Below are 25,984 nucleotides of genomic sequence, written 5' to 3'. Positions count from 1 at the left end.
GGCCCTGACGAACCGTGGCCAGGGCGGTCGCCAGCTGGTCAGCCGACGGTGACGACGACCTTTCCGCGGACGTGGCCGGCCTCGACCTGGCGCAGCGCGTCCGCGGCCTCGGGCAGCGCCCAGGCGCGGTCGAGGACGGGGGCGAGCAGGCCGGCTTCGAGCAGGCCGGCGAGGGTGCGCAGGTCGACGCCGTTCGGCTTCGCCACCAGCGGCCGGATCCGCTGGCGGACGACGAGGCCGAGCGCGGCGCCACCCGCGAACCTGCCGACGGCGCCGAACACCTTGCCCGGCGAGCCGCCGCCGTTGAGCAGGAGGATCCCGCCCGGAGCCAGCAGCCGGCGCAGCCGGCGCGCCGGCAGGTTGCCGACGTTGTCGAGGATCGCGTCGTACCGCTCGGGTGAGCCGAGGACGTCCTGCGCCTGGTAGTCCACGACGTGCGCCGCGCCCAGCGAACGCACCAGCTCGACGTTGCGGGAGCCGCACACCCCCGTGACCTCGACGCCCAGGCCGGCCGCCAGTTGGACGGCGAAGGTGCCGATGCCGCCCGCGGCGCCGTTGACGAGCAGCCGCTGCCCGGCGCGCAGCCCCGCCGCGTCCCGCACCGCCCGCAGCGCGGTCAGCGCCGCCAGCGGCACCGCGGCTGCCTGCTCGAACGTCAGGTTCGCCGGTTTCGGCGCCCACGCGCCCGGCGGCCCGACGAGCGCGTACTCGGCGAGCGCGCCCGGGCAGAACGCCAGGACGTCGTCGCCGACCGCGACCCCGTCGACGTCCGCGCCGACCGCCTCGACCGTCCCCGCGGCGTCGAGCCCGGCCACCCGGGACGTCGGCCGCCGCACGCCGACCCCGCCCATCAGCCGGGCGACGTACGGGTCGCCGCGCAGCATGTGCCAGTCGTACGGATTCAGCCCGGCCGCGCGCACCCGCACCAGCACGTCACCGGCACCGACCCGGGGAACGTCGACGTCGGCCAGCCGCAGCACGTCCGGCGGGCCGAACCGGTCCTGCACGATGGCCTTCACGACCTGGTCCCTGTCACGATCGCGCCTCCTGGTTTCGGCATCCCTTGACCACGGTCCTTGGCCCGCACCGGGCCTCGGTCGAAGATCTGTTGCGTTATGGTTGAGCCGAAAACCGCCCGTACCGGGTGAGGTGATCGTGGGTGACAAGGCGGTGGACGCGCTGGTGACCCACGGCGTGGGGGACCACGGCGGCGCGATCGGGTCCGGCGTCCGGGTCCGCCTGCTCGGTGGCGTCGGCGCTTTCACCGGCGACGGGCAGCCGGTGGAGGTGGGCCCGCCACGGTGCCAGGCGCTGCTCGCCGCGCTCGCGCTGTCGCCGGGAACCGCACTGTCCGTGGCCCGGCTCGTCGACCTCGTGTGGGGTGCGGACCGGCCGCGCACCGCCGAGCGGACCCTGCACTCGTACGTCGCCCGGCTGCGCCGCGCGCTCGGCCCAGCGGCGATCACCACGGTCGGCGCCGCCTACCGGCTCGAGGTACCGGCCGACGCCGTCGACGCCCTGCGTTTCGCCCGGCTGGTCGAGACCGGTGACACGGCCGCCGCGCTCGCGCAGTGGGTCGGCGCGCCGCTGGCCGGCCTGCGGGTGACGCCGGGGCTGGCCGCCATCGTCGACGGGCTGGAGGAACGCTGGCTCGTCGCCGTCGAGACGGACCTCGCCGGGCGGATCGAGACCGACCCGGCCGCGGCCCTCGGGCGGCTGGCCGAGCTGACCGCGAGCCACCCGGACCGCGAGGAGCTCTGGGCGCTGCGGATGACGGCGTTGTACCGGACCGGCCGGCAGGGCGACGCGCTCGGCGCCTACCAGACCGCGCGCCGCCACCTCGTCGAACGACTCGGCGTCGAGCCCGGCCCGCGGCTGCGCGCGCTGGAGGCCATGGTCCTCGGCCAGGACAGCAGGCTCGCCGTCCCGGCACCCGTCGGTGGCCGGCCGGGGAACCTGCCGCCGCGGCCCGGGCGGCTCATCGGCCGGGACGCGGACCTGGCCACCGTCCGGCTGGCGCTGTCCTCGTGGCCGGTGGTCACGTTGGTCGGTCCGGGCGGGATCGGCAAGACCTGCCTCGCCGTCGCCGCGGCCGGCCGGGAGGAGGACGCGGACGGCGCCTGGCTGGTCGACCTCGTCCAGGCCGGCTCGGCCGCGGACGTCCCCCGCGCCGTCGCCGCGACGCTGGGCGTCAAGGAGAGCGCGGGGCGGGACCTGACCGGCTCCGTCGTCGCCGCGCTGCGGCCCCGGCGGATGTTGCTGGTCCTCGACAACTGCGAGCACGTGCTGGCCGGCGCCGCCGCGCTCGCGCAGGCGGTCGCGGACGGCTGCCCGCGCACGCGGGTGCTGGTCACGTCGCGGGAGCGGCTCGGCCTGCGCGGCGGCCACGAGCGGGTCGTCCCCGTCGGGCCGCTGGAGCCGGACGGTCCCGGAGCGGAGCTCTTCCGGGAACGCGCGGCGGCGCTGTCCGTGCCGCGGGACCCGGCGGGCACGGACGATGCGGCGCGGGCCGGGCCGCCCGGAATGGCGAGGCCGGACCCCGTCACGGAGATCTGCCGCCGGCTGGAGGGCATGCCGCTCGCGATCGAGCTGGCCGCCGCCCGGACGACGACGCTGCGCCCCGCGGACCTGCTGGCCCGGCTTGACAACCAGCTGCGGCTGCTGGTCACGGTCGACGGTGGGCAGGCCGGAACGGGCCGGCACCGCGCGATGCGGGCGACCATCCAGTGGTCGTACGACCTGCTCACCCCGCCCGAACGGACTCTGCTGCGCCGTCTCGCCGTCTTCATCGGGGCCTTCGACCTGCCCGCTGCCACGGCTGTCGCGGGCGACGGCCCGGCCTCGGCCGGCACTCAGCCGGCGGGCGCTCAGTCGTTCGGGTCGGCGCTGGCGCCGGGCGACGCGGCCGCGTTCGACGCGGGTGACGTCGACGAGGCGCTGGCCGGGCTGGTCGCTCGGTCGATGGTCGTCGCCGAGCCCGGCGCGCGGCGGAGGCGGTTCAGGCTGCTCGAACCGATCCGGCACTTCGCCGTCGAGCGGCTCGACCAGGCTGGCGAGGCCGACGTCCTGGCCGACCGCCACGCGGCCTGGTGCGCCGACCGGGTGACCGAGATTCATCGGCTGTTGCTGGGACGGGACGAGGTCGCGGGTGTCGCCGATCTCGACGAGCTGTGGCCGAACCTGCGGTCGGCCTTCGACTGGGCCCTCCGGCGCGCGGACCGGCGTCTCGCGTACGCGCTGGTCCGGCCGCTCGTCACCGAGATCCCACGCCGCAACCGCGGCGAGCTGGGTGACTGGGTCGAGCGGCTGCTCGCGCTGACCCCGGCCGAGGACGTCGAGGTTGTCGCCTTCGGGCTCGTCTGGGCCGGCCAGCGGTACAAGCTCGCCCAGGACCCGGCCGCCTTCGACCGGCTGCTGGCCCGGCAGGTCTCCCGAACCATCCCCGCCGAGCCCGTTCCCGCCGTCGTCGCCGACTCCGTCGCCGCCGAGGCCGGGTCCGTGTCCGCCGGCGGCGCCGATGCCGGGGGGTCGGCCGGTGGGATCGTTGACGTGGCGGTTCAGCACGGGCTGGCCTCGGTGCGGCAGGACTTCCCGGCGCTCGGGCTCCTCACCCCGTCGTTGATCGCGTGGTTCCGTGGGCGGGGGGACGACGACCTGGCCGAGCATCTGGAGCTGGACGTCGGGGCGTCGCACGTGTTCGGCGGCCGGTTCGCCGAGGGCGACGCGACCGTCGGCGTACTGGTCGAGCGCTACCGCGTCGCCGGCCCGCCCACGTTGCTGAACATGGCCCTGCTGCTGCTCGGGTACGCGGCGCTGCTCCAGAACCGGCCCGCCCGCGCGGAGGAGCTGCTCGGCGCGGCCGTCGCGGTCGAGGTGCCCGCCCGCACCCACTCGCCGAACCGGTGCGTCGAGGCTCGCGCCTACTTCCGGCGCGGCGAGCGGGCCCGCGCGTACGACATCCTGCGCGAGCACGTGGACGAGCTGCTGGACAGCGGCAACATGCAGGCCATCTGCGTCACCGCCGTCGAGTTCGTCAACATGATGACCACGGTCGACCGGCTGGCCGAGGCGAACCGGGTCCTGCGCCACCTGGACCGGGTCGCCCCCTACTGGGCGACGCTGGTGGCGGACGCCAGGCAGACGATCGACGCGGCGGGCCGGCGCCCGCCCGAGCCGGACCTCGACGATCACGAGGCGCTGGAGTACATCCGCGCGGTGCTGACCGAGCTCACCCCGCCCGCCCGGGTGTGACCTGGCCGGGTCCGCCCCCGCTGGCCGCCCCGCCGTGGTCGCGGCGGTCGGCTGGCGGCGCTGACCATCGCGGCCAGCGAGGGCGCCGTCGCCCTCGCTCGCGCAGAACGCGACTGGGCGCCCTTCGACCTCGCGGAGTCCAGCCTCATCGCCGCGGCCGAACAGGCCTGCCGGAGTTGAAGGTCCTACGCGCCCTGGTCGCCGCGAACGGCGAAGCGCGAGCACGGTGTAGGACCGAACGGATAGTCCACCGCGATCGCCTACCTGAAAGTGTCGAGGCGAGGGTCCGGGGCCCCCAGCCGGCTCGGCCCGCATTGTCTGGCGACCGGCTGGCCGCCGTGACGTGATGCCGTATTGAGGTCGCTCGACGACGTCGGCGCTGCGTGGGTAGATTGTGGGCACGGCGCCGCGTGCCGGTCACCGGCTGGGTGAGGCATGGAGGCGTCCGCGATATGCCTTACGGAGGCATTCCGCAGATGTCAGTCGAACTGAATCACACTATCGTTCATGCTCGGAACAATCGGGAATCCGCCGAGTTCCTGGCCGAGATTCTCGACCTTGAGGTCGGGGCCGAGTGGGGCCCGTTCATTCCGGTTTCTACCAGCAACGGCGTGACGCTCGACTTCGCCAGTGTGCCGGCCGGGTCGATCGCTCGGCAGCACTACGCCTTCCTTGTCGCCGACGACGAGTTCGACGCGGCCTACGCCCGGATTCAGCGGGCCGGGATCGCCTACTACGCCGACCCGGGCCTGAAGCACCCAGGCGAGATCAACCACCACCACGGCGGACGCGGGCTCTACTTCCTGGATCCAGCCGGCCACGGCATGGAGATCCTCACCCGCCCCTACGGCAGCCCCACGAGCAACACTCCGGCGAGCGAGACATCGGCGCGGTAGAACTGCCGTCATAAAGGCGCATTGGCGCGAAGGTGCCTGGTAGTGAGGCCGTCGCGAGGGCGCCGGGGTGAGAGGGCCTCGGGGCTTTCCCATGGATCACGGTGACTGACTGAAGATCGATGGGAAGCACCCGAAACCCGGTCCTCGCGGCGGCTTGTCGGGCCGAATTCCATACCCACCTGGCGATCACCGACTGCTGGTAGTCCTCGTCGGCGCAATGATCGCGAACTTGGTATTCAATCCGGCACCCCGGGTCCTGTATGTCCCATTTTTCCATACGTGGTTCGCGATCATGGCGGTTCCGGTGAACGGAAACGGCCGAAGATCGCCAGTTGGGTATGGAATTCGGCCGCGCCGACCGAACTGGAGATGCGCGGGACACGGCCTAGCTAGTGCGGTGACCACGCGGCGGCGCTGGCCAGGTCCCGAGCTAGCTGTCGTCGCGACGAGACCGAGAGTCCTACGCCGCGGTCGCCGGGAACGCGTAAGCGTGACTCTGGCGTCGGACTGAACGGAGGTCGCGGGCTGGCGAGTGCCGCGTGCCGATCTCCGCGTTCCGCGGAGCGTGGGCGGGTGAGGCGCGGGCCGACCTGCGGTCGGCGTCAGCGGTTTGCCGGCCAGGGGCCGGCGGCGGGTGGGGCCAGGACGTCCTGGACGCGGGCGAGGAGTTCGTCGACGTCGACCGGCTTCGTGACGTACTCGTTCGCGCCGGCGTCCAGGCACTTCTGCCGGTCGTCGGGCATCGCCTTCGCGGTGACCGCGATGATCGGTAGGTCGGTGAACCGCGTCATGGCCCGGATCGCGGCCATGGTGGTGTAGCCGTCCATCTCCGGCATCATCACGTCCATCAGGACCAGGTCGGTCGACGGGTTGGCCAGCAGCTTCTCGATCCCCTTCCGGCCATCCGGGGCATGGTCCACGGACGCGCCGTAGAACTCCAGGATGCTGGTGATGGCGAAGACGTTGCGGACGTCGTCGTCGACCACGAGAACCGAGCGCCCGACCAGGATGTCCTCCTCCTCCGGGGCGCCCGCCGGCTCCCCAGCCGTTCCGGGCAGAGCCGGACCGGCCGTTCCCGGCAGAGCCGGACCGGCCGTTCCCGGCAGAGCCGGGGAGGGAACGGGAACGGTGCGTGGCGGGCCGTCGTTCGGCCGATCGGTGCGCACGCCGGGCGGTTGCGCGGTGGTCCTGTCCCGCGCCACGGGCACTCGGTCTCGTTCGGCGCCGAACGTGCCTGGGCGAGCGGTCGCCCGGCTGCGCTGGGTGGGGGTCGCGTCGGTCGCCGTGCGTTCGGCGGTGTCCTGGGCCGGGTCCAGGGCGGCGGGCACGGCGGCGACCGTCTCGACGGCCACGGCCAGGGTGGCCGCGACGGCACTCGCGGCGGCGGCGCCCGCCCCGCTGGCACCGGCCGAGATGGCGTCCGCCACGCCGGAGCCCACCGCGTCGCGCGGCGGTTCGGGGCTGGTCAGCTCGGCCGGCGGGTTCGTGGGCAGATCCAGGGTGAAGGTGCTGCCGCTGCCGTAGACGCTGCGGGCGCGGATCTCGCCGCCCAGCAGGGTGGCGACCTCGCGGCAGATGGACAGGCCCAGGCCGGTGCCGCCGTAGCGGCGGCTGGTGGTGCCGTCGCCCTGCTGGAAGGCGCCGAAGATCCGGTCCAGGTTCTCCTCGGCGATGCCGATCCCGGTGTCGGTGACGGCGAACAGGACGTGCTCGCCGCCCGGCCGGCCTGAGGCAGGCGCCATCATCGTGATCGTCAGCTCGACCCGGCCCTGCTCGGTGAACTTCACCGCGTTGGACAGCAGATTGCGCAGGATCTGCGCGAGGCGGTGGCGGTCGGTGAGCAGTCGGCCGGGCACGTCGGGCGCGATCTCGACCTTGAGCCGCAGGCCCTTCTCGGTGGTGACGGGCGTGAACGTGGCCCGCAGGTCGTCCACCACCGCGGCGAGCGCCACCGGCTCGACGTGCAGGTCCATCTTGCCCGCCTCGACCTTGGACAGGTCGAGGATGTCGTTGATCAGCTGGAGCAGGTCCGAGCCGGCCGAGTGGATGACGTGGGCGTACTCGACCTGCTTGGCGGTCAGGTTGCCCTTCGGGTTGCGGGCCAGCAGGCCGGCCAGGATCAGCAGGCTGTTCAGTGGCGTGCGCAGCTCGTGCGACATGTTCGCCAGGAACTCGGACTTGTACTTCGAGGCGAGCGCGAGCTGGCGGGCCCGCTCCTCCAGCTCCTGGCGGGCCTGCTCGATCTCGCGGTTCTTGACCTCGATGTCGTGGTTCTGCTGGGCGAGCAGGTCGGCCTTGACCTCCAGCTCGTCGTTCGAGCGCTGCAGGTCCTCCTGGCGGGACTGCAGTTCCTCCGACCGGGCCCGCAGCTCACCGGCGAGGCGCTGGGACTCCTCCAGCAGGGCGTCGGTGCGGGCGTTCGCGACGATCGTGTTGACGTTGACGCCGATCGTCTCGGTGAGCTGGTCGAGGAACGCGTGGTGCACGGCGGTGAAGGGGTTGAACGACGCCAGCTCGATGACGCCCAGGGCCTGGTCCTCGAACAGGATCGGCAGCACGACCAGGGCGGCGGGCGCGGCCCGGCCGACGCTCGAACCGATCGTGATGTAGTCCGGCGGGGTCTGCTCGACGACGATGGTGCGCCGGGTCCTGGCCGCCTGGCCGATCAGGGACTCGCCGAGGCCGAAACGGCGGGGCGTCGTCGCGGCCGGCTGGTAGCCGTAGCTCGCGATGAGGTCGAAGGCTGGAGTGTCGACCGAGGAGTCGACCAGGAAGAAGGTGCCGTGCTGCCCACCGACCATGGGGGTCAGCTCGTCGATGACGAGCTGCGCGACGGTGGCCAGGTCGCGGTGGCCCTGCATGAGGCCGGCGATGTGGGCCAGGTTGGTCTTCAGCCAGTCCTGTTCCTGGTTCATCCGGGTCGTGTCGCGCAGCGAGAGCACCATCGCGTTGATGTTGTCCTTGAGCTCGGCCACCTCGCCCTGCGCGTCGACGGTGATCGAGCGGGTGAGGTCGCCGGTGGCGACGGCGCTGGTCACGGCCGCGATGGCGCGGACCTGGCGGGTCAGGTTCCCGGCGAGCTCGTTGACGTTCTGGGTCAGCCGCTTCCAGGTGCCGGACACGCCCTCGACCTCGGCCTGGCCGCCGAGGGCGCCGTCGGTGCCGACCTCGCGGGCGACCCGGGTGACCTCGGCGGCGAACGAGGACAGCTGGTCGACCATCGTGTTGATGGTCTCCTTGAGCTCCAGGATCTCGCCGCGGGCGTCGACGTCGATCTTGCGGGTCAGGTCGCCCTGGGCCACCGCGGTCGTCACCTGGGCGATGTTGCGGACCTGGCTGGTCAGGTTGTTGGCCATGAAGTTGACGTTGTCGGTCAGGTCCTTCCAGGTGCCCGACACGCCCTTGACGCTGGCCTGGCCGCCGAGCCTGCCGTCGGTGCCGACCTCGCGGGCGACCCGGGTCACCTCGTCGGCGAAGGCGCCCAGCGTGTCCACCATCGTGTTGATGGTCGACGTCAGCGCCGCGACCTCGCCCTTGGCCTCGACGGTGATCTTCTGGGAGAGATCGCCGCGGGCCACGCCGGTGGCGACCTGGGCGATCGAGCGCACCTGCGCCGTCAGGTTCGACGCCATCACGTTGACGTTGTCGGTCAGGTCCTTCCAGATGCCGGACACCCCGCGCACGTTGGCCTGGCCGCCCAGGTTGCCCTGGGTGCCGACCTCGCGGGCGACGCGGGTCACCTCGTCGGCGAAGGCCGAGAGCTGGTCGACCATCGTGTTGATGGTCTCCTTGAGCTCCAGGATCTCGCCGCGGGCGTCGACGCGGATCTTCTGCGACAGGTCGCCCTGGGCCACCGCCGTGGTGACCTGGGCGATCGAGCGCACCTGGTCGGTCAGGTTGCCGGCCATGACGTTGACCGACTCGGTCAGGTCGCGCCAGGTGCCGGAGACGCCCTTCACGTCGGCCTGGCCGCCGAGCCGGCCGTCGGTGACGACTTCGCGGGCGACGCGGGTGACTTCGTCGGCGAAGGAGGAGAGCTGGTCGACCATCGTGTTGATGGTGTTCTTGAGTTCGAGGATCTCGCCGCGGGCCTGGACGGTGATTTTCTGGGAGAGGTCGCCGCGGGCGACGGCGGTGGCGACCTGGGCGATGTCGCGGACCTGGCCGGTGAGGTTGCCGGCCATGGCGTTGACGTTGTCGGTGAGGTCCTTCCAGGAGCCCGAGACGCCGGGTACCTCGGCCTGGCCGCCGAGCTGGCCCTCGGTGCCGACCTCGCGGGCGACGCGGGTGACTTCGTCGGCGAAGGAGGAGAGCTGGTCGACCATCGTGTTGATGGTGTTCTTGAGTTCGAGGATCTCGCCGCGGGCCTGGACGGTGATTTTCTGGGAGAGGTCGCCGCGGGCGACGGCGGTGGCGACCTGGGCGATGTCGCGGACCTGGCCGGTGAGGTTGCCGGCCATGGCGTTGACGTTGTCGGTGAGGTCCTTCCAGGAGCCCGAGACGCCGGGTACCTCGGCCTGGCCGCCCAGCTTGCCCTCGCTGCCGACCTCGCGGGCCACCCGGGTCACCTCGGAGGTGAACAGGGCGAGCTGGTCGATCATGCCGTTGAAGACGAGGGCGATCTCGTCCATCAGTTCGTCGCCCACCTGCGGCAGCCGGGTGCCGAAGTCGCCGCCGCGCACCGCCGTCAGACCGGCGAGAAGCTGGCGCAACGCGCTGTCGTCGGGCCTGGCGCGGGATGCCGTCGTGGGAACCAGGGTGTCGGTCACCGACGTCCTCCCGGAGCAGGTCGCGCCACCGTCACCGTGCGGCGACAGCGGGGGCGTGCCGGCAGCCAGCATGCCGCTAATACCATCCCAGTAGGGTAAGCGGCGTCGTGCGGACACCTGATCGGAAGCTCGTCGGAAGCCGGGCGGAGCGACTCGGTGGGAAGACAGCTCGGCAGCACCGACGGGGTGCCAGGTGACTCCACGGAGCGCCAGGCGAGGCGCCAGGTAGAGGAGAAGGTGGCCCGGACGCCGCAGGAGCCGGAACAGCCGCCCGAGCGCCGCAACCGGCTCCTCGACATCGTCATCCGGCAGCGGCGGCGCATCCTGGAGCTGGAGTCCACGGCCGCCGGCGCGCGGATCGTCGACCTGGCCGTCGGCGTCCTCGCGGAGCGGCTCCGGCTGAGCCCGACCGAGGCCGCCGACCAGTTCCGGCTGCTGGCGCGTACCGCGGGCGTCAGCGAGGCCGACTTCGCCGCCGAGCTGCTCGGCGAGCCGGAGCCGGGGCCTGACTCCCACGCCGTCCCCGTCGAGGATCGGGTGGGGCATCGGCTCTGGCGCGCGGCGACGGCGGCCGGCAACGCCGCGGACGGCGACGCGATCGCCCAGGCCGTCCTGCGGGAGGGCCTCGCCGCGCACCAGGCGTGCGCCCTCGTGCTGTGGACGCTCGAACCCGATGGCGCCCTCACCCTGGTGGGGCAGCACGGCCTCACGGCCCTCGACGCCAGCCGCTGGCAGCGGGTGCCGCCCCAGCTGGACTGCGCGGCCACCCGGGCGGTGGCCGACGGGAACCCGGTCTGGTGGCCGACCGGAACGCCGCCCGAGGACCCCGCCGGTCGGCTGCCGCCGGCGGCCCTGGGTGGCTGGACCGGCGCCCGGGCCGCGCTGCCCCTGCTGGCCGCGGGCACTCTGGTCGGGGCGGTCGAGATCTGCTGGGCACGGCCGCTGGAGACCGACGGCGCCCGGCTGCTGCGCGAGCTCGCGGCGCTGGCCGACCTCTGCCGGCGAGCCCTGCGGCTGCAGGAGGACGAGGCCGGCGGCGGCCCGGATGCCGGCGACGGGCGCGGGCTGGAGGCCTGGCTGCCGGCCCTGCTGGACGGGCTCGCCGGCTCGGTCCTGCTGGCCCGGGCGGTACGCGACGACCAGGGCGAGATCATCGACTTCACGGTCAGCTACGTCAACCGCGACTTCGTCGACCCCATCGGGCTGTCGGCCGACGAGGTGCGCGGGGCCCGGCTGCTGGACCTCTACCCGCTGATGGGCGCGGACGACGGCCTGTTCGGCCACGCGCTCGACGTGCTGCGCACCGGCACGCCGTATGCGGCCGACCGGACGGTGCTGCTCTGCCTCGTCGGCGATGTCATCGTCAGCCGCGAGATGGACGTCCGGCTCACCCGGCACGCCGACTCGGTCGCGATCAGCTGGCGGTTCACCGACGGCGCGGACGCGCCAGCCTCGCTGGGCGCGCACGTCCAACGGCTCGGCGGGTTCGGCGGCTGGGAGGAGGACGTCGGCACCGGTGCCATCAGGTGGACGGACAACACCTACGACCTGTTCAGGCTGCCGCGCGCGGCCCCGCCCATCGCGCTGGAGGACCTGCACCCGCGCGTCCTGGCCGAGGACCAGGACGCGTTCGCTCACCTTCGGGAGGCGCTGCTCCTGGTCGGCCGGGCGGCGTCCGCGTCGTTCCGGATCCTGCTGCCCGACGGCGGGCTGCGGCACTGGCGCACGTTCGCGGAGCCGGTCCTCGACCCCTCCGGGACCCTGATCGCGGTCCGCGGCGTCTACCAGGACCTCACCGACCAGTACCGGACCGAGCTCGTCCTGCACGCCACCCGCAGCCAGCTCGCCGACTCCGAGGCGCGCGCCGACGACCAGCACCAGCTCGCGCTGGCGCTGCAGCGCGCGATCATCCCGGACGCCCCGCCCCTGCTGACCGGCAGCGGCCTCGCCGCCGCCGTCCGCTACCGGCCGGCCGAGCAGGAGAGCCTCGTCGGCGGCGACTGGTACGACGCCATCGAACTGCCCGACGGGCAGATCCTGCTGGCCGTCGGCGACGTCGCGGGCCACAGCATCCGGTCGGTCGCGGCGATGACGACGCTGCGCAACAGCCTGCGTGGCCTGGCCATCACCGGGGCGAGCCCGGGACAGCTGCTGAGCTGGCTGAACAACGTGGCCTGCCACCTCACCGACGACCTCACCGCCACCGTCATCTGCGGCCTCTACCAGCCGGGCGACCGCACCCTGCGCTGGGCGCACGCGGGCCATCTGCCCCCGGTGCTGATCCGCGCCGGCCGGGCCCAGACACTGCCGCCCCCGAACGGCCTGCTGCTGGGCGTGATCCCCGACGTCTCCTACGACGAGGCGCGGATCCAGCTGACCGCCGGTGACGTGCTGCTGCTCTACACCGACGGACTGGTGGAACGGCGGCGGGCCGGCCTCGACGAGTCGCTGCGCGACCTGCTGCGGCTGGCCGCGGTGCCGCAGGCCGACGTCGGGCGCCGCGCCGACTTCCTGCTCGCGCACTGCATGCCGGACACCGACGACGACACGTGCCTGGTCGTCGTCGAGCTGCACGGGTAGACGACGACTGCCGGGCTCCGGTCTCGGGTTCCGCCCGCGAGGTTGTCACGGAACCCGAGGCCGGAGCCCGGCAGCTGTGGGCTCAGACCGGTGCGCCGGCCCGCTCGGTCGGCGGCGCCGGGCGTTCGGTGTTGTCGTGGCCGGGCGTGATGTCCCGGGCCTGGGACTGCCGCAGCGGGGTGAACGGCCCGCTTGTCGACGCGGCGACGGGCTCCAGGGTGAAGCAGACGTGGTCGCCGCCGTCGTCCAGCACGCACAGCCGGCGGCCCACCAGGCGGTGGGGGACGTCGGCCAGCAGCGGAACGTCTCCGGGCCCGGCGAGCACGGTCCGCCCGGCGAACTTGTCGGTCTCGTCGCCGGTGAGCGATCCGAACGCCTTCGCCGTCGCGTGATCGTCGGCGTCGAGGAAATGCAGCCCGAAATGCGTCGAACGCAGCCCGATCCGGTAGGTGTGGTTGGCCTTCGACAGCCACACGCAGTATCTAGGCGGCGTAATGCTCGACTGGGCGTGGAATCCGACCAGACAGCCGGCGCGTTCGCCGTCGGCCGCGGCGGTCACCACGATCATCGCGGGGTCGGCGCCTTTCAACAGGGCGCTCAGCTCGTCCTCAGCCATCGAGTCCCCTTCTTCGTGGTGTCTGCCGGTCAGCACGCCGACCGGCGGACACCCGCGGCGTTGCCTACTTCTTCTTCCGCCGCTTGGCGACCACGGCGAGAACGAGCGCGCCGACGGCGGCGGGGACCAGCACCGGCCGGCGGCGGGCCGCGCCCGCGACCGTGGTCGCGGCGCCGGTCACGGTCTCGGTCACGGTGTCGACGCCACCGTTGGTGGCGTCGTTCACCCGGCCCGTCATCTCAGCGGCCTTCGCCCGCGCGGGCGCGGTCGCCTCGGTGGCCTTGGTCAGGCCTGGCTGCGCGGCCGCGACCGCCTTGTCCTTCGCCGAACCGGCGACGGCGACGGCCTTCGCCCGCGCCGGCGCGGTGGCCTCGGTCGCCTTCGCGAGCGCAGGGCCGGTCAGCTCGGTCGCCTTGGTCAGGGCCGGGCCCGCCAGTTCGGCGGCGCGGTGCCCGGCCTTGCTGGCGGTCTCGCTGACCACGTGCCCGGCCTGGACGGCCTTCGCCTTGACCTGGCTCGGGACGTCGACCTTCGCGGCGAGGGCGTCGATGGTCTCCGCGAGGTCGGCGCGGGTCTGGTCGATGTCCGCGCGCAGCTCGTCGGGGTCGGGGGTGGAGGTGTCGGACGGGGTGGTCGCGTTCGTGTTCGTCATCGCCGGGTTGCCTCCGCAACGGTGTGGATGTCCTGCTTCACGCTGGTGATCGCATCGGTGGGCAGCGGGGGAGTCGCCGCCTGGAGGTCCTTCTTGCCGGCCAGGGCCAGGACGCCCGCGGTGAGCAGGAGCGCTGCGGCGACGATCAGGGCGGCGAGCCAGGCGGCCAGCACCGTCGCCAGGCCGAGCACGGCGCACGCCACCAGGGTGCCGACTCCGAAGACGCCCACCACGGCGGCGCCGCCGAACAGTCCTCCGCCGGCGACGGCCTTGGCGCCCTTGCGCTTCAACTCCGTCTCGGCGAGCGCGATCTCCCCGTGAACGAGGTGGCTTACCTGTCCGGACAGGCGCCCGACAAGGCGCCCAACCGAGGCGTCAGCTGTCGCCTTGGGCGTGGACGTAGCTTCGCTGGCCATTTCTGAACCCCGTCACTGCTGGGACGATCGATCACCGATTGATCAATCCCTGCCCAACGTGAAGGCGGATAACACCTGCCGGGTGGTCACGGTGCCCGCGTGCCGGTTCCCGCCTGCCCGCCGCCCGCTGCCGCGACGTCGGCCCGGCCGGCCGGGCTCGCGGGTCGTTGACAGCCGCCTGTTGCTCTGTGTGATCTAAGTGTCCAGGTCGGGCCACTTGCGGGACTCTTACCTGCGTGTTTGCGACACGCGCCTCGGACTTCGGATCTTCTGGAATTACTCTGTGTGACTGTTGACCTGCGAGTAGAGGACCAGGGCCGGGACAGCGCCGAGGTGGTCCTCCAGCACCCCCTGAGCAGGTGACGGTCCCGACCCATGCCCTGGATTGCCGCGGGACGTGGGTCGGCTCGGCGGCGTCGCCGCGGGTCGAGGAGCCAATGTGTCGCGTTCCACCGTGTGGTCCAGGCGTCTCCACGCGCGCGCACCGCGCCGCGGGTCGAGCCCGTCGCCGCGGTCTGCTCGGCCGTGGACTGTGGGTGGCCGCGGTCCATACCACCCGCCGGGCAGTGGTGACGCTGATAGCGCTGCTGGCGGCGCTGTTTTGCCGACGGTCGGTGTTGCCCAGGCCCAGGTGACGGGCCTCAACCCGGTCCTCCCCGTGTCGCCGGGGAATCCGACCGCCGACCCGAGCCACGGGTTCCTCGTCCTCAACCAGAACAACGCCTCGCTGTTCACGAACGAGACCGAGGGCCCGGTCGCCGTCGGCGGCGGCGGGGTCGCGGTGCCACCGGCCGGCACCAGCCCGCTCGGGGGGCGGCCGGTCTCCGTGACCGCCTGACGGGGGCGGTCCGTCCAGCCGGTGCCGGTCGCCGGCTGGACGGACCGGGCACAACGAGCTGGGCGCTGCCGCCCCGGTCCTCACGGGCCCGGGCGGCGGCGCCTTTTCCCGCTCCCGGCCGGGCCACATCGGACAAAGCCGGTCTTGGCCCTGGAACTCGCGCCATCGGCCTATGAGTGCGATTCCGTCAATCGGCCGTCCTGGCGAATCGGACTTGCCGGGCCGACATTTCGACGATTTCGCGGGAACGGGCCGTGGCGTCGCTGTCATTCAACGGTGGCTGTCGGGCGGTGAACTACCCTTACATCGCGACAGACACCGGGAGGGCAATTCTCCTCCGGGCCGAAGGGGGGTGCGGCGATGCCGGGCGTGATCGTGCGAGATCACCGGATGATGACGAGGGAAGGAGCAAGGCATGAGGGTTACACCGGCGCCGCGACGGTGGATCGTGCCGTTGGTGACCGCCGCCGTGCTGGCCGGGGGAACCGCGACCGCGTGTTCGTCGTCGGGTTCATCGGACAAACCGCGGGATCCCGTCGCGGCGCCGAACGCGAAGCAGGTCAATATTCCGGCCTATGACCCGACTAAGGGCGCTCGTTCCGACGCCGTGCCCGGTGACTGTGACCGCGATGACAAGGGCGAGTGGAAGTTCGCCGGCGTCGTGAACAACCGCTCGAAGAACGAGCGGACCTATTCGATCGTGGTCGACTTCGTGCTCGACAAGGGCAACACGGTCGTGGACACGAAGGTTGTGAAGGTGCCGGGTGTCGGTGCCGGTCACACCGCCGACTGGACGACTATCGGCGCGTCCGGTAACGACGACACGCTGCGCTGCGTCATCCGCAACGTGCAGTTCTCCTAGGCGCCTGACTCCTCGACGGCCGGCGGCCACGGATCTCCGTGGCCGCCGGCCAGCGCTCGCCGGTCTCAGAGCTTGATGACCGCGAACACCTCGCCCTGGGGACCGGCCAGGACCGCGAACCGGCCGGCCGGGCTGTCCATCGGCCCGGCGAGGGTGGTCGCCCCCAGCCCGTTGGCCTGCGCGATGGCCGCGTCGGTGTCGGCGACCGCGAAGTACGTCACCCAGTGCGGCGGAACCGCGGCCGGAGCGCCGGGCGGCATCGGCATCAGCCCGCCGATGGTCGCGGTGCCCCCGCGCTTCCACTCGTAGTACTCCCAGCCGCCGTCGGCGCCACCCTCGACCGTCCAGCCGAAGACCGCGGGGTAGAAGGCCTTGGCGGCGTCGAGGTCCCGGCTGTCCAGCTCGTTCCAGCAGAAGGCGCCCGGCTCGTTGGCCAGTTGCGCGCCCTTGTGCTGGTTGGGCTGGAACACCGAGAAGAACGCCCCCTCGCGGTCGGTGCACACGGCCATCCGGCCGGCGTCGCCGGGGATGTCCATCGGCGGGGCGAGCACCGAGCCGCCAGCGCCCCGCACCGCCTCGGCCGTCTTGTCCGCGTCGTCGACCTGGATGTAGGTCGCCCACGCGGACGGCTGGCCTGGCGCCATCGTCGGCCCGTAGCCGGCGACCAGCTTGCCGCGCAGCAGGAAGAAGCCGTACCCGCCGGCGGCCGGGTCGGGCAGGTCCTGCGCCTCCCAGCCGAAGAGCGCGCCGTAAAAGGCCTTGGACGACGCCAGGTCCGAGCTGGCCACATCGACCCAGCTTGGTGTGCCCGGCTCGTAAGAGGTGAACTCGGCCATGCCGACCTCCTGATAGGTCCTGCTGATGAGTCCCGCGAAGGACGCCGCGCGCCCCGGTCGGGAACGCTAACCGGGACCTCCGACAAAACCGCGCGGCTGCCGTCGGGTCCGTCGTCCCGTCGTCGCCGCGTCGACGCGCACCGCGCCATGGCGCCGGCCGACTTTCCGGTATTGCCGGACAAGTGTCGGCGAGTCCCGGTTATGCGCGAACTCAGTAGAGGTGAACGTCCGCCGTAGGGTCGTCGACGGGAAGGTTACCGGTAACGGTCGCGGTGACCTCGAGAGAATGAAGAGTGGCGATGCCGCGCAACACGTCGGCGAAGGCGGCGTCGGCGGCGTCGCGGCCGGTGGCGATCCGGACCAGGCTGGACCGGGGGACCTTGCGGGTCGCGTCGTAGGTCCGCCATCCGCCGTCGATCCAGGCCTCGAAGACGGCATGGAAGTCCATCGGGTCCAGCCCCGGCGCGTAGACGGCGGCGAACCGGGCTGGCACCTCCAGCGCTCGGCACAGCGTGATGCCCAGATGGGCGAAGTCACGGCACACGCCCTGCCCGGTGAGCAGCGTGTCCTCGGCGGAGTCGTGCACCGCGCTGGAACCCACGACGTAGGCGACCCGGTGATAGATCCAGTCGACGACCGCCTCGACCCGGGGGCGCCCCGGCGGCAGGGCGCCGAACTCGGCGACCGCGAGGCCCACGACGTGATCGGACGGGCAGTACCGGCTCGGCCGCAGGAAGATCAGCTGCTCCATCGTGAGCAGGTCGCCCGCGGGGACGGCGCGGCCCTCGGGCTGCTCGGTCTCCGGATGCACGAGCTCCGCCCGGTAGGACACCGTGAGAATTCCGCGGGGCGCGCGCAACAGGTGTAGACGCCCACCGTGCGGTCCGGACAGTTCGACCGGTCTGGCGAGGGGAGTTCCATTCGTCGCCACATCGAGCCGTTCGGCGTGTATCCGCCCGGACCGGGCCACCGCGAGCTGGAAGGCGATGTCCGCCGGCTTATCGACGCCGAAGGTGAGATCGCAGGTGACCACCCGGCCGGCGTCGGCGGAGGCGGCGGGAATCCGGGCCCACTGCTCGGCGGGCTGCGGGCCGGTCATCTCGACGATGTCGCGGCGGCATTCCGCCGGATCGCCTGGCTCATGACGGCCGCCCAACCCCGACCGCCCTGGCCGCCGGATGCTCTGACCGGCAACGACGCCGACTTCGTATCGGCGCTCGCGCATTCCCAGCCCGACGACCATCCTGCCAGATATCGGGCCGTCTCGGCCCGTCGATCTCCCCGCCCCCCCGCCCGTCGGCCGCCCGCCGTCGGCCGCTGAGTCGCGCATCGTCGGTGATCGCGGTCTTGGCCCTGCCGTGGCTGTGATCTGAGTACCTGGACGACCACCGGTGGGCGCAACCAGCGATCTTGGGCGCGACCGTCGGCCCGGCCGGCGCGGTGGTCGGGGGTGGGGGGAGGGCCGACGTCCTTGGCGGCCGGCGGACCTAGGCCGGCAGGAGCCGGGACCGGAACAGCTCCAGGACCTGGTCCAGCGCGGCCCGGGTCGGCTGGCCCGGCTCGTCGATGAGGTGTTCCGTGAGGACGGAATGGGGCTTCATGGTGGCCGCGGGGTTGGCGCTGCTGTCGTCGAGCTCGACGGCGACGAAGGCACCGCCAAGCTGGTCCCGAAGAGACTGGAAGCGCGCACCGGGCGAGAGGCTGTCGCCCTTGAAGCGCAGGCCGAGCACCTGCAGGCCCTCCGCGGCGCACCGGCCCTTGACCACCTCCAGGTCGCCACTGGAACAGTCGATGGTCTTCTTGTGGGCCTTGCTGAGGGGAAACGGCAGTGACGGCTCAGCCAGCACGGGAGCTATCAGACTGGGATGCGTCGCCATCGCGAGCGCGAACCCGCCGGTGAAACACATGCCGACGGCACCGACGCCAGGCCCCCCGCAGCGGGCGTGTTCGGCCGCGGCGAGTCCGCGCAGCCAGGAGACGACCGGTGACGTGCGGTTCGTCGCCCAGATCGTGAACTCCCGGCTGACGCAGGCGGGAACCAACGACGACATCGTGTACCGCAGAGCGCCCAGCCGGCCGCCGTCGAGCGGGTCCTTGCCAGGGACGCCGAAAAGGTGCGGCATCACCGCCGTGCAGCCGACGCCGACGACCTTGCGGGCGAACGCGGCCACCTTCGGGGTGATCCCGGGCATCTCGGCGATCACGATCACGGCCGGGCCGGTGCCGGCTCGGTACACCGTCCGGGCCTTGCCGTCGTGCGTGAAGGTCGTCGTCTCGAAATCGGCGAGATCATCGTCGGCCATGGCTGGGGAGTCAACCAGAACCCCGGGGCCCCAGCGAGATCCGGCACGCGGGCCGTGGCTGCCGGCCCCGGCCCGCGCGAGGAACCACGGACCGGGGCGAAGCCGGTCAGGCGTGCTGGGCGCCGCGCTGGGCGTGCCGGCGCCAGCGCCAGCCGATGAAGAAGGTGAGCGCCGACAGTGGGGCGAGCACCAGGCTGAGCAGAACGCCGTCGGTGTAACTGGCGCCGTGGCTGGGCGCGGTCGCGATGAGTGCCGCGGCCGCGGCGGCGTAGAACGCCACCTGGATGCCCAGCGCGAGACGCAGGTGGGCGAACCGGCCGAGCAACAGGCCACCGAGCAGGGGAAGGATGGCGGACATGGGGACCTCCAGTGCTGTCGCGGACGGCGCGCCGCCGGCTGCGGCCGCCGTTTCCCGGTTGTGCCGCGTGTCGAGGTGAACTGTCCGCTGTCACCCGGCACGCCCGCGTCCGTGAGCGCCCGGGTCTATTCGCTCCGTGCCCGCACGGAGGCGCGTTCGCGACGGTCTGGGTGACCATGGGGGTGTGAGTGATGAAGGACCGGCAAGCGTCGCCGTGACGCCGCTGGTCGTCGACGGCCTCCCGCGCCCGGACCCGCGGGAAATGACGGCCCCGGCACGGTTGTCGCTGTCCCGGGGAGTGGACTCGCCCGTGGGAAACGGCTTGCCCTGGCAGCGGTGGTTCCTGTGGCTGCTGGCGGCGGGATCGGTCGCGGGCACCGCTCTTGCCGTCGTCGTGGCGGTGCGCGACGGGCTGACGTGGGATCGGTTCGTCCGAGGCGACCTGGGTCTTTCGACGGTGCTGGCCGTGGCGTTGCCGCTGCTGGGCGCCACGATCGCGCACCGGGAGCCCAGCAACCGGCTGGCGTGGGTCTTCTCGATCACCGGGGCGTCGAGGACCGTCTTCACCCTGTCCACGGTGTGGGCTGACCACATCTATCTGACCGGTACAGGTACGGGGCCCGGTGGTCCGGTCGCCTCCTGGCTGTCCCTCTGGTCCAGGCTGCCGGCACCGGCGCTCGCGCCGTTGCTCCTGCTGTGGTTCCCGGCCGGCCGGCTGCCCCCGGGCCGGCGCTGGCGGCTTGCCCAGCTGCCCGTCGCGGTCGCGCTCGCCGCCGTCGTCATCGTCGCTGCCCTGAGCTGGCCGTACCGCGGCCCACGGACCCTGCCAGAGGCGCCGACCCCGCCCGGGGTGGCGCCGGCCATCGTCGTCGTCGCCTTCGCCGTGGTGGTCGCCGCCGTGCTGACCGGTCTGTCGCTGGGGCTCGCGAGCCTGATCAGCCGGCTTCGCCACGCCGTGCCGGTCGTGCGCCAGCAGGTGAAGTGGCAGCTCTTCGGCGGCGCGGCCGGCGTGGTCCTCAACCTGGCCGGTGACGTCGTCGCTCCCCGCGCCGGGCTCAACCTGGCCGGCACGCTGGTGACCGTGGCCGTGATGGTCCTCGCGATCGAGCGATACCAGCTGTGGAACGTCGACCGGTTGATCAACCGAACCCTCGTCTACGGCACGCTGACCATCCTGGCTGCCGCCACCTATGTCGGCTGCGCCGCCGGCCTTGGCCTGCTGACCGCCGGCCTCGCGCACGGCCGCAGCGTCGCGGTCGCCTGCGCGACGCTCGTCGCGGCGGCGCTGGTCAGCCCGGCCAGACGCACGGTTCAGACCAGGATCGACCGATGGTTCGACCGCCGCCGATTCGACGCGGTCGACCGCGTCCGCACCTATGCCGACCGGCTCGGGACGACGCCCGCCGTGCCAGGTGAGCTGCGCGACGTGCTTGCCGCCGCGCTGCGGGACCCTGAGCTGGTCCTGCTGTTCACGCTCGACGACGGCCGTCTGGTCGACGCCACCGGCGCCCCCGCCGAGGTCCCGGCGCGGGAGGCGACGCGTACCGCGCGACGGCTGACCAGCCGGGTCGGGCGTGGCGGCGACGGCGCGGGTCGTGGCCCGGCCGCGGGTGAGCTGGGGGTGTTGGTCAGCCGGTGGTTTCCCCCACATGAGGGCGGACTGCTCGACGCTGTGCTCGCGGCCGCCGCGCTGCCGCTGGAGTACGCCCGCCTTCAGGCTGAGCTGCGGGTCCAGCTGGCCGCCGTGCAGGCGTCCCGAGGCCGGATCGTGGCGGCCGCCGATGCCGAGCGCCGCCGGATCGAACGCAACCTGCACGACGGCGCCCAGCAGCGCCTCGTCGCGCTGGCGGTGCGGCTGCGTGCCGAGCAGCGCCGCCACGGCGACGCGCTCGACGCGACGGCCGGCCCGTTGCTTGATCTGGCGGTCGACGAGCTGCGCGCGGCGGTTGAGGACCTGCGGGCATTGGCGGCCGGGCTGCTGCCGGCGGCGCTGGCCTCCGAAGGCCTCGGTCCAGCTCTGCGCGAGCTCGTCGACCGGGCACCGGCCGGTGTCCGGCTGCTCGGGCTGCCCGACCATCGGCACGGCCCGTCGCTCGAGGCGACCGGCTGGTTCGTGGTCGCTGAAGGCCTCGCCAACGCCGCCAAGCACGCGTCCGGCGCCTGGGTGACGGTCGCGGCCTCCTGCCACGGGTCGGGCCTGACGGTCGCCGTCGTCGACGGTGGCGCCGGCGGCGCCGTGATCGGCCCGGATACCGCCGGTCCGCCCGCGACCGGCGCGGGCAGCGGGCTGCGGGGGCTCGCCGACCGGGTCGAGGGCTGCGGCGGACGGCTCGTCCTTACCAGCCCGCCCGGCGGCCCGACGGAGCTGCGCGCGGAGCTGCCATGCGGATAGCGGACGGCAAGGCCGACCCGGACGGCGGTCAGGCGCTGCGAGTGGTCATCGCCGACGACGCGATGCTCCTCCGCGAGGGGGTGTTGCGAATACTGGCCGACGACCAGATCACGGTCACCGGGGTCGTCGGTGACCCGGAAAGCCTGCTCGACCATGTCGCCCGTGAGGCGCCCGACCTCGCGATCGTCGACATCCGGATGCCGCCGACGTTCACCGACGAGGGCCTGCGCGCGGCCCGCGCGATCCGCGCCGACCATCCGGGCACGGCCGTCCTGTTGCTGAGCCAGCACGTGCAGGTGGGCGGAGCGCTCGACCTGTTCACCGCGGGCGCCGGCGGGCTCGGCTACCTGCTCAAGGACCGGGTGATCGAGATCGACGACTTCCTCGCCGCGGTCCGTCGGGTCGCCGCGGGTGGCTCGGTGGTCGACCCCGTCGTGATCCGCGCGCTCGTCCAGCGGCGCTCTGGGCTCGGTGCCGGCGCCACGCTCAGCGACCGGGAACGCGACGTCCTGAGCCTCATGGCCCAGGGCCTGTCCAACGGGGCGATCGCGGCCCGGCTCGTCGTCAGTCTGCGCACGGTCGAGACGCACGTCGCGAGCATCTTCACCAAGCTCGGCCTCCTGCCCACCCCCGAGGAGCACCGCCGCGTCCGCGCCGTCATCACCTACCTCAACGGACCAGCCGGTCCACCCGCCGACTAGGCGTCGGCGTCCCGTGCCGGCGCGGATGAGTCGTCGCGGGACTGCTCGACGGCCGCGGACGTGATCAGGACGGCGGTCAGGATGCCCATGGCGGCCAGCCGGTCGAGCGAGGTCAGGAGGGGAGCGGCGGCGAGCAGCGCGCCGGCCACCCCGACCGGCCACCACGCGTGCCGGCGGCCGACCCGGGCGCAGCAGGTGGCGAGACCGGCCAGGAACAGCGCCGGGCCGCCGAACGCCACCAGCGCGCCCGACAGGCCGATGGGCTCCTCGGGGTGCGCGATCACCAGCTCCAGCCCGACGGCGGCCAGCACGATGCCGGCGATGATCGGCAGGTGCAGGTAGGTGTAGACGTCCCGGCCGAGCTTGCCGGCCTCGGTCGGGGCGCTGTGCCCGATCCGCCCCGCCACCACCTCGGACACCTGGCCGAAGTACAGCCACCACAGCGCCGTCGACAGCAGGAACGCGACCCCGAGAGCGACGGTGACCCTGACGGTGAGCCTCGACTCGGACGCGGTCGCGCCGGCGAGAACGATGCTTTCCCCGAGCGCGATGATGACGAAGAGCTGGAAGCGCTCGGCGAAGTGACTGCCGTCGACCTGCCACTGGCTCGTCGGGGTCGAGCCGAGTCCCGGCAGCCAGTACAGGACGAGTGGCGCCGTCAGGTCGACGAGCAGCGCGGCGCCCCACAGGCCCCAACGCGCGTCGCCGTCCACGAAAGCGCCCACGATCCACGGCGGTGCCGTCAGAAGGCTCCAGGCCAGGATCTGCCCGAAGTTGCGGCGAAAGGCACTGGTCGGGCAGACCGCGACGACGAAGACGTTCCGTACCACCTGCAACGCCACATAGCTGGCGGCGAACAGCAGCCCGCGCTCGCCGAACGCGTCCGGCACCGCGATGGCCATCAGCAGGCTCGCCATCATGACGAACACCAGCACGAGGCGGACGGCCACGGTACGCGGGTCGAACCAGTTCGCCATCCAGGTCGTGTAGTTCCAGGCCCAGTAGATGGCGACCAGCATGAACGTGGCGCGGGCGGCACCGGGCCAGCTGAGGTCGGCGAGCAGGTAGTGCGAAAGCTGCGTGACGGCGAAGACGTAGACCAGGTCGAAGAAGAGCTCGAAGAATGTCGCCCGCTGCTCCCCGGCGGCCCGGCTCCGGATCAGCGGGATGTTCGGGATGACGAACGGCTGCTCCCCGCTCTCGTCGGCCGTGTCATCCGTCAGCCGGCCGACGGTGTCGGACGCGGGTAGCGGGCCTGAGACCTGGCGCGGAATCGCGGCCTGCGCGGGAACCGGCTCTGCGGGCAAGGACGGACCGGGCTCCATGCGGGCAGCATAGGCGTCACCGCGGATCTCCCGGAACGCCACCGGAGGCCGCCCTCGGCGGCGCGCTCGCTCACAGCGAGGATCGCGAAAGGGCCGAGTGGGATCAGGTCGTGGGAACCGAGGTGAGCCCGTCCGTCCTGGCGAAGTAGGCGGCCATCGCGTCGGTGTGGGTCGGGAAGACGAGGCGCTGTGGCTGGGTGAGGACGAGCCATTCCACCGTCTCGTTCGACGCCGTCACCGGCGGCAGGTCGGCCAGCGGCCGCTCGGGCAGCAGGCCGAACACCAGCAGGACTCCGCCGTCGCGCCCGCTGTGCACGTCGAACAGGCGGACGTCGGCCGCGTCCGCGAGGATTCCCGTCTCCTCGCGCAGCTCGCGTACCGCGGCCTCCCGCCAGACCTCGCCGACCTCCATGAAGCCGCCGGGCAGCCCGAGCTCGCCGCGGCCCGGGTCGATGTCGCGGCGCACCACGACCAGACCGGACCCACCTTCGGGCATGGTGACGGGCAGCAGGGCGACTGCCACCGGAAGTGGATTGCGCCACGTTGTTTCGCCACAGGCGCCGCACAGCCGGGGCCACGAGGCATCGGGCTGGTATCGGGTCCCGCAGTACGAGCAAAACGAATTCTGCATAGATCCTGACCATAATCGTCGCGGTCGGCAGAGACCCGCCGGGACGGGCCGCCCGGGGACCGGCGTTGCCCGACGACCGGCGGCGGCCGGGTGGCGCTGAGCACGTGCGGGAAGAACAGCTCAGCGGCCCGCGACGGGCCCGGCCTGGCCCTAAAATGGGTAGCGAATGGGCATTGCCGGACGTGAACGGCAGCGCGGGGCGCCCGGCCGGGTCCCCCGGCGGCGCCAAGCGATCACGTCCGCGGGGGATTGTCGTCCGGGCGGGAGGGCGCGATGGCGCAGAGCGTCGACGACGTCGCCGCCTACCTGCTGGAGCGTCTTGGCGCGCTCACCGTCGCGCGGCTGCAGAGGCTCGTCTACTACACCCAGGCCTGGCACCTCGCCGACCACCACGTGCACCTGTTCGAGGACCCGATCGAGGCGCGGGCCGACGGGCCGGTCGTGCTCCGCTTGCACGACCAGGCCGGCGGCCGGGACGAGGTGCACGAGTGGCCGGCGGGCGACCCGCGCCGGCTCGGCGCGCGGGCGCGCGACGTGATCGAGTGGGTCCTGGGGGCGTACGGCTCGTTCCCCGACGCGGAGCTGGCCCGGATCGTGCGCGCCGAGGCGCCGTGGCGGCTCGCTCGGCAGGGGCGTCGCGTCGCCAGACGGCCGGCGAAGGCGATCGACCCGACCGTGATGGCCACCTACTACGACCGGCTCCGCTCGTCCCCGGACGCCGCGGTGCTCGTCGCCGTCGGCAGCGCGCGGCTGGAGGGCCACGAGTTCCGTCCGCGCGAGGTGGACCTGCTGCGCGCGGCGGCCGGCGGGACGCGGGCGGCGGACGACATCGTCGCCGAGCTGGTTCGCAGGCATCGGGCATCGTGACGGCACCTCATGAATGACGACCCCTACTGCTGGCCGGGCACCCGCTGCCTGCGCAACTTCCTCGACCTTCGGGACGCCGAGAAGCTCGACACGGCCGAGCACGAGATCGTCGCCGTGCGCACCGTCGAGCTCACGGCCTCCGTCGTGCCCGGCGCGTATGACGCCGCGCACCTGCTGAGGTTTCACCGCCTGCTGTTCCAGGACGTCTACGACTGGGCGGGCCAGATCCGGGTCGGCAACATCTCGAAGGGGAACGTGCCGTTCTGCCCGGCACAGCACATCGGTGCCCGGATGGACCAGCTGTTCGCCGGCCTGGCCGCCCGCGGGTTCCTCGGCTCGCGGGAGCGAAGGCCGTTCGTCGCGGCGTTCGCCTCGCTCTACGGCGAGCTGAACGCCATCCATCCGTTCCGGGAGGGCAACGGGCGGACCCAGCGGGCCTTTCTGCGCCAGCTCGCCGCGCATGCCGGCTGGACGGTCCGGTGGGAGCTCCTCGAACGTCGGGCGAACGACGGGGCCTGCCGGGAGTACTGCAGGTCCGGCCGAACCAGCACGATGATCGAGCTGCTCGCCCCGATCATCGAGCCCCGGGCGACGTGGCCCGACCAGCGCCGCGAGGCGGACCAGGCGCCCGCCGACGGCGGTTCCGGCGAACCGGCCGCGAGCCCGCGATCGGCCACCCACCGCTAGCGAG

At 72.8% G+C, this 25,984-nt stretch carries 20 protein-coding genes; 9 read left to right on the top strand and 11 right to left on the bottom strand.

Annotation, left to right across the window (positions count from 1 at the left end; all coding sequences use genetic code 11):
• Window positions 1-38: 38 nt before the first annotated feature.
• The gene (locus FRAEUI1C_RS27935) at window positions 39-1,019 is read right to left on the bottom strand and encodes an NAD(P)-dependent alcohol dehydrogenase (protein WP_013426723.1); all 981 of its coding nucleotides are present in this window, start codon (window positions 1,017-1,019) and stop codon (window positions 39-41) included.
• A gap of 136 nt (window positions 1,020-1,155) precedes the next feature.
• On the opposite strand from FRAEUI1C_RS27935, the gene FRAEUI1C_RS27930 reads away from it, so the two are divergent.
• The gene (locus FRAEUI1C_RS27930) at window positions 1,156-4,251 is read left to right on the top strand and encodes an AfsR/SARP family transcriptional regulator (RefSeq protein WP_013426722.1); all 3,096 of its coding nucleotides are present in this window, start codon (window positions 1,156-1,158) and stop codon (window positions 4,249-4,251) included.
• 476 nt (window positions 4,252-4,727) lie between these two features.
• Window positions 4,728-5,147 (top strand): VOC family protein, encoded by a 420-nt coding sequence (locus tag FRAEUI1C_RS27925; protein WP_013426721.1) that lies wholly within the window; start codon window positions 4,728-4,730, stop codon window positions 5,145-5,147.
• A gap of 602 nt (window positions 5,148-5,749) precedes the next feature.
• Here the strand turns inward: FRAEUI1C_RS27925 and FRAEUI1C_RS27920 are convergent.
• Window positions 5,750-9,916: a HAMP domain-containing protein gene (locus FRAEUI1C_RS27920; RefSeq protein WP_013426720.1), complete on the bottom strand. Its 4,167-nt coding sequence runs from the start codon at window positions 9,914-9,916 to the stop codon at window positions 5,750-5,752.
• A 156-nt stretch (window positions 9,917-10,072) separates the two neighbouring features.
• Here FRAEUI1C_RS27920 and FRAEUI1C_RS27915 point away from each other — a divergent pair, with 156 nt between their 5' ends.
• Window positions 10,073-12,496: a PP2C family protein-serine/threonine phosphatase gene (locus FRAEUI1C_RS27915; protein WP_013426719.1), complete on the top strand. Its 2,424-nt coding sequence runs from the start codon at window positions 10,073-10,075 to the stop codon at window positions 12,494-12,496.
• Between the two features lie 82 nt (window positions 12,497-12,578).
• Here FRAEUI1C_RS27915 and FRAEUI1C_RS27910 read toward each other — a convergent pair whose 3' ends face one another.
• The 3 genes from FRAEUI1C_RS27910 to FRAEUI1C_RS27900 form a co-directional block, all read right to left on the bottom strand.
• Window positions 12,579-13,112: a flavin reductase family protein gene (locus FRAEUI1C_RS27910; protein ID WP_013426718.1), complete on the bottom strand. Its 534-nt coding sequence runs from the start codon at window positions 13,110-13,112 to the stop codon at window positions 12,579-12,581.
• 64 nt (window positions 13,113-13,176) lie between these two features.
• Window positions 13,177-13,764 carry a DUF3618 domain-containing protein gene (locus FRAEUI1C_RS36725; RefSeq protein ID WP_013426717.1) on the bottom strand — a complete coding sequence of 196 codons (588 nt, stop codon included), beginning with the start codon at window positions 13,762-13,764 and terminating at the stop codon, window positions 13,177-13,179.
• Window positions 13,761-14,180 (bottom strand): phage holin family protein, encoded by a 420-nt coding sequence (locus tag FRAEUI1C_RS27900; protein WP_013426716.1) that lies wholly within the window; start codon window positions 14,178-14,180, stop codon window positions 13,761-13,763. The genes FRAEUI1C_RS36725 and FRAEUI1C_RS27900 overlap by 4 nt, the downstream gene beginning before the upstream one ends.
• Before the next feature lie 631 nt (window positions 14,181-14,811).
• Between FRAEUI1C_RS27900 and FRAEUI1C_RS27895 the strand changes: the two genes are divergently transcribed.
• Together FRAEUI1C_RS27895 and FRAEUI1C_RS27890 are read left to right on the top strand one after the other, a co-directional pair.
• Window positions 14,812-15,018: a hypothetical protein gene (locus FRAEUI1C_RS27895; RefSeq protein ID WP_041259668.1), complete on the top strand. Its 207-nt coding sequence runs from the start codon at window positions 14,812-14,814 to the stop codon at window positions 15,016-15,018.
• Window positions 15,019-15,475: 457 nt separating this feature from the next.
• On the top strand, window positions 15,476-15,880 hold the full coding sequence (locus FRAEUI1C_RS27890; RefSeq protein ID WP_232425145.1) for a hypothetical protein: 405 nt from the start codon (window positions 15,476-15,478) through the stop codon (window positions 15,878-15,880).
• A gap of 65 nt (window positions 15,881-15,945) precedes the next feature.
• Here FRAEUI1C_RS27890 and FRAEUI1C_RS27885 read toward each other — a convergent pair whose 3' ends face one another.
• From FRAEUI1C_RS27885 to FRAEUI1C_RS27870, 4 genes are all read right to left on the bottom strand, one after another.
• Window positions 15,946-16,716: a VOC family protein gene (locus FRAEUI1C_RS27885; protein WP_013426714.1), complete on the bottom strand. Its 771-nt coding sequence runs from the start codon at window positions 16,714-16,716 to the stop codon at window positions 15,946-15,948.
• A 211-nt stretch (window positions 16,717-16,927) separates the two neighbouring features.
• Window positions 16,928-17,815, bottom strand: coding sequence for a transglutaminase-like domain-containing protein (locus tag FRAEUI1C_RS27880; RefSeq protein ID WP_013426713.1), 888 nt, complete (start codon window positions 17,813-17,815; stop codon window positions 16,928-16,930).
• Window positions 17,816-18,203: 388 nt separating this feature from the next.
• Entirely contained in the window at window positions 18,204-19,019 is an 816-nt protein-coding gene (locus FRAEUI1C_RS27875; protein WP_013426712.1) for a dienelactone hydrolase family protein, read from the bottom strand.
• 106 nt (window positions 19,020-19,125) lie between these two features.
• Window positions 19,126-19,377, bottom strand: coding sequence for a hypothetical protein (locus FRAEUI1C_RS27870; RefSeq protein WP_013426711.1), 252 nt, complete (start codon window positions 19,375-19,377; stop codon window positions 19,126-19,128).
• Window positions 19,378-19,561: 184 nt separating this feature from the next.
• Here FRAEUI1C_RS27870 and FRAEUI1C_RS36720 point away from each other — a divergent pair, with 184 nt between their 5' ends.
• Window positions 19,562-21,769: a sensor histidine kinase gene (locus tag FRAEUI1C_RS36720; RefSeq protein ID WP_157735060.1), complete on the top strand. Its 2,208-nt coding sequence runs from the start codon at window positions 19,562-19,564 to the stop codon at window positions 21,767-21,769.
• On the top strand, window positions 21,760-22,470 hold the full coding sequence (locus FRAEUI1C_RS27860; protein WP_013426709.1) for a LuxR C-terminal-related transcriptional regulator: 711 nt from the start codon (window positions 21,760-21,762) through the stop codon (window positions 22,468-22,470). The genes FRAEUI1C_RS36720 and FRAEUI1C_RS27860 overlap by 10 nt, the downstream gene beginning before the upstream one ends.
• On the opposite strand, the gene FRAEUI1C_RS27855 is transcribed toward FRAEUI1C_RS27860, so the two are convergent.
• Together FRAEUI1C_RS27855 and FRAEUI1C_RS27850 are read right to left on the bottom strand one after the other, a co-directional pair.
• Window positions 22,467-23,795, bottom strand: coding sequence for a low temperature requirement protein A (locus tag FRAEUI1C_RS27855; protein ID WP_157735059.1), 1,329 nt, complete (start codon window positions 23,793-23,795; stop codon window positions 22,467-22,469). The two genes, FRAEUI1C_RS27860 and FRAEUI1C_RS27855, sit on opposite strands and share 4 nt — an antisense overlap.
• A gap of 103 nt (window positions 23,796-23,898) precedes the next feature.
• Window positions 23,899-24,318 carry an NUDIX domain-containing protein gene (locus FRAEUI1C_RS27850; RefSeq protein WP_232425144.1) on the bottom strand — a complete coding sequence of 140 codons (420 nt, stop codon included), beginning with the start codon at window positions 24,316-24,318 and terminating at the stop codon, window positions 23,899-23,901.
• 381 nt (window positions 24,319-24,699) lie between these two features.
• On the opposite strand from FRAEUI1C_RS27850, the gene FRAEUI1C_RS27845 reads away from it, so the two are divergent.
• Both FRAEUI1C_RS27845 and FRAEUI1C_RS27840 read left to right on the top strand, forming a co-directional pair.
• Window positions 24,700-25,293, top strand: coding sequence for a Panacea domain-containing protein (locus FRAEUI1C_RS27845; protein ID WP_013426706.1), 594 nt, complete (start codon window positions 24,700-24,702; stop codon window positions 25,291-25,293).
• Window positions 25,294-25,302: 9 nt separating this feature from the next.
• Window positions 25,303-25,980, top strand: coding sequence for a Fic/DOC family protein (locus tag FRAEUI1C_RS27840; RefSeq protein ID WP_013426705.1), 678 nt, complete (start codon window positions 25,303-25,305; stop codon window positions 25,978-25,980).
• Window positions 25,981-25,984 lie beyond the last annotated feature (4 nt).

Origin of the sequence: Pseudofrankia inefficax (assembly GCF_000166135.1) — a bacterium.
In the GTDB taxonomy this organism is placed as follows: Bacteria; Actinomycetota; Actinomycetes; order Frankiales; family Frankiaceae; genus Pseudofrankia; species Pseudofrankia inefficax.
Note: the sequence above shows the minus strand (reverse complement) of the source record. Positions and strands in the feature narration are given on the sequence as shown.

Excerpts from the sequence above, each read along its gene's own strand:
- FRAEUI1C_RS27855 (WP_157735059.1), bottom strand. The coding sequence starts at position 23,795 with ATGGAGCCCGGTCCGTCCTTGCCCGCAGAGCCGGTTCCCGCGCAGGCC.
- FRAEUI1C_RS27900 (WP_013426716.1), bottom strand. The coding sequence starts at position 14,180 with ATGGCCAGCGAAGCTACGTCCACGCCCAAGGCGACAGCTGACGCCTCG.
- FRAEUI1C_RS27870 (WP_013426711.1), bottom strand. The coding sequence starts at position 19,377 with ATGTCCGCCATCCTTCCCCTGCTCGGTGGCCTGTTGCTCGGCCGGTTC.
- FRAEUI1C_RS27875 (WP_013426712.1), bottom strand. The coding sequence starts at position 19,019 with ATGGCCGACGATGATCTCGCCGATTTCGAGACGACGACCTTCACGCAC.
- FRAEUI1C_RS27840 (WP_013426705.1), top strand. The coding sequence starts at position 25,303 with ATGAATGACGACCCCTACTGCTGGCCGGGCACCCGCTGCCTGCGCAAC.
- FRAEUI1C_RS27880 (WP_013426713.1), bottom strand. The coding sequence starts at position 17,815 with ATGACCGGCCCGCAGCCCGCCGAGCAGTGGGCCCGGATTCCCGCCGCC.
- FRAEUI1C_RS36725 (WP_013426717.1), bottom strand. The coding sequence starts at position 13,764 with ATGACGAACACGAACGCGACCACCCCGTCCGACACCTCCACCCCCGAC.
- FRAEUI1C_RS27925 (WP_013426721.1), top strand. The coding sequence starts at position 4,728 with ATGTCAGTCGAACTGAATCACACTATCGTTCATGCTCGGAACAATCGG.
- FRAEUI1C_RS27845 (WP_013426706.1), top strand. The coding sequence starts at position 24,700 with ATGGCGCAGAGCGTCGACGACGTCGCCGCCTACCTGCTGGAGCGTCTT.
- FRAEUI1C_RS27910 (WP_013426718.1), bottom strand. The coding sequence starts at position 13,112 with ATGGCTGAGGACGAGCTGAGCGCCCTGTTGAAAGGCGCCGACCCCGCG.
- FRAEUI1C_RS27885 (WP_013426714.1), bottom strand. The coding sequence starts at position 16,716 with ATGGCCGAGTTCACCTCTTACGAGCCGGGCACACCAAGCTGGGTCGAT.
- FRAEUI1C_RS27860 (WP_013426709.1), top strand. The coding sequence starts at position 21,760 with ATGCGGATAGCGGACGGCAAGGCCGACCCGGACGGCGGTCAGGCGCTG.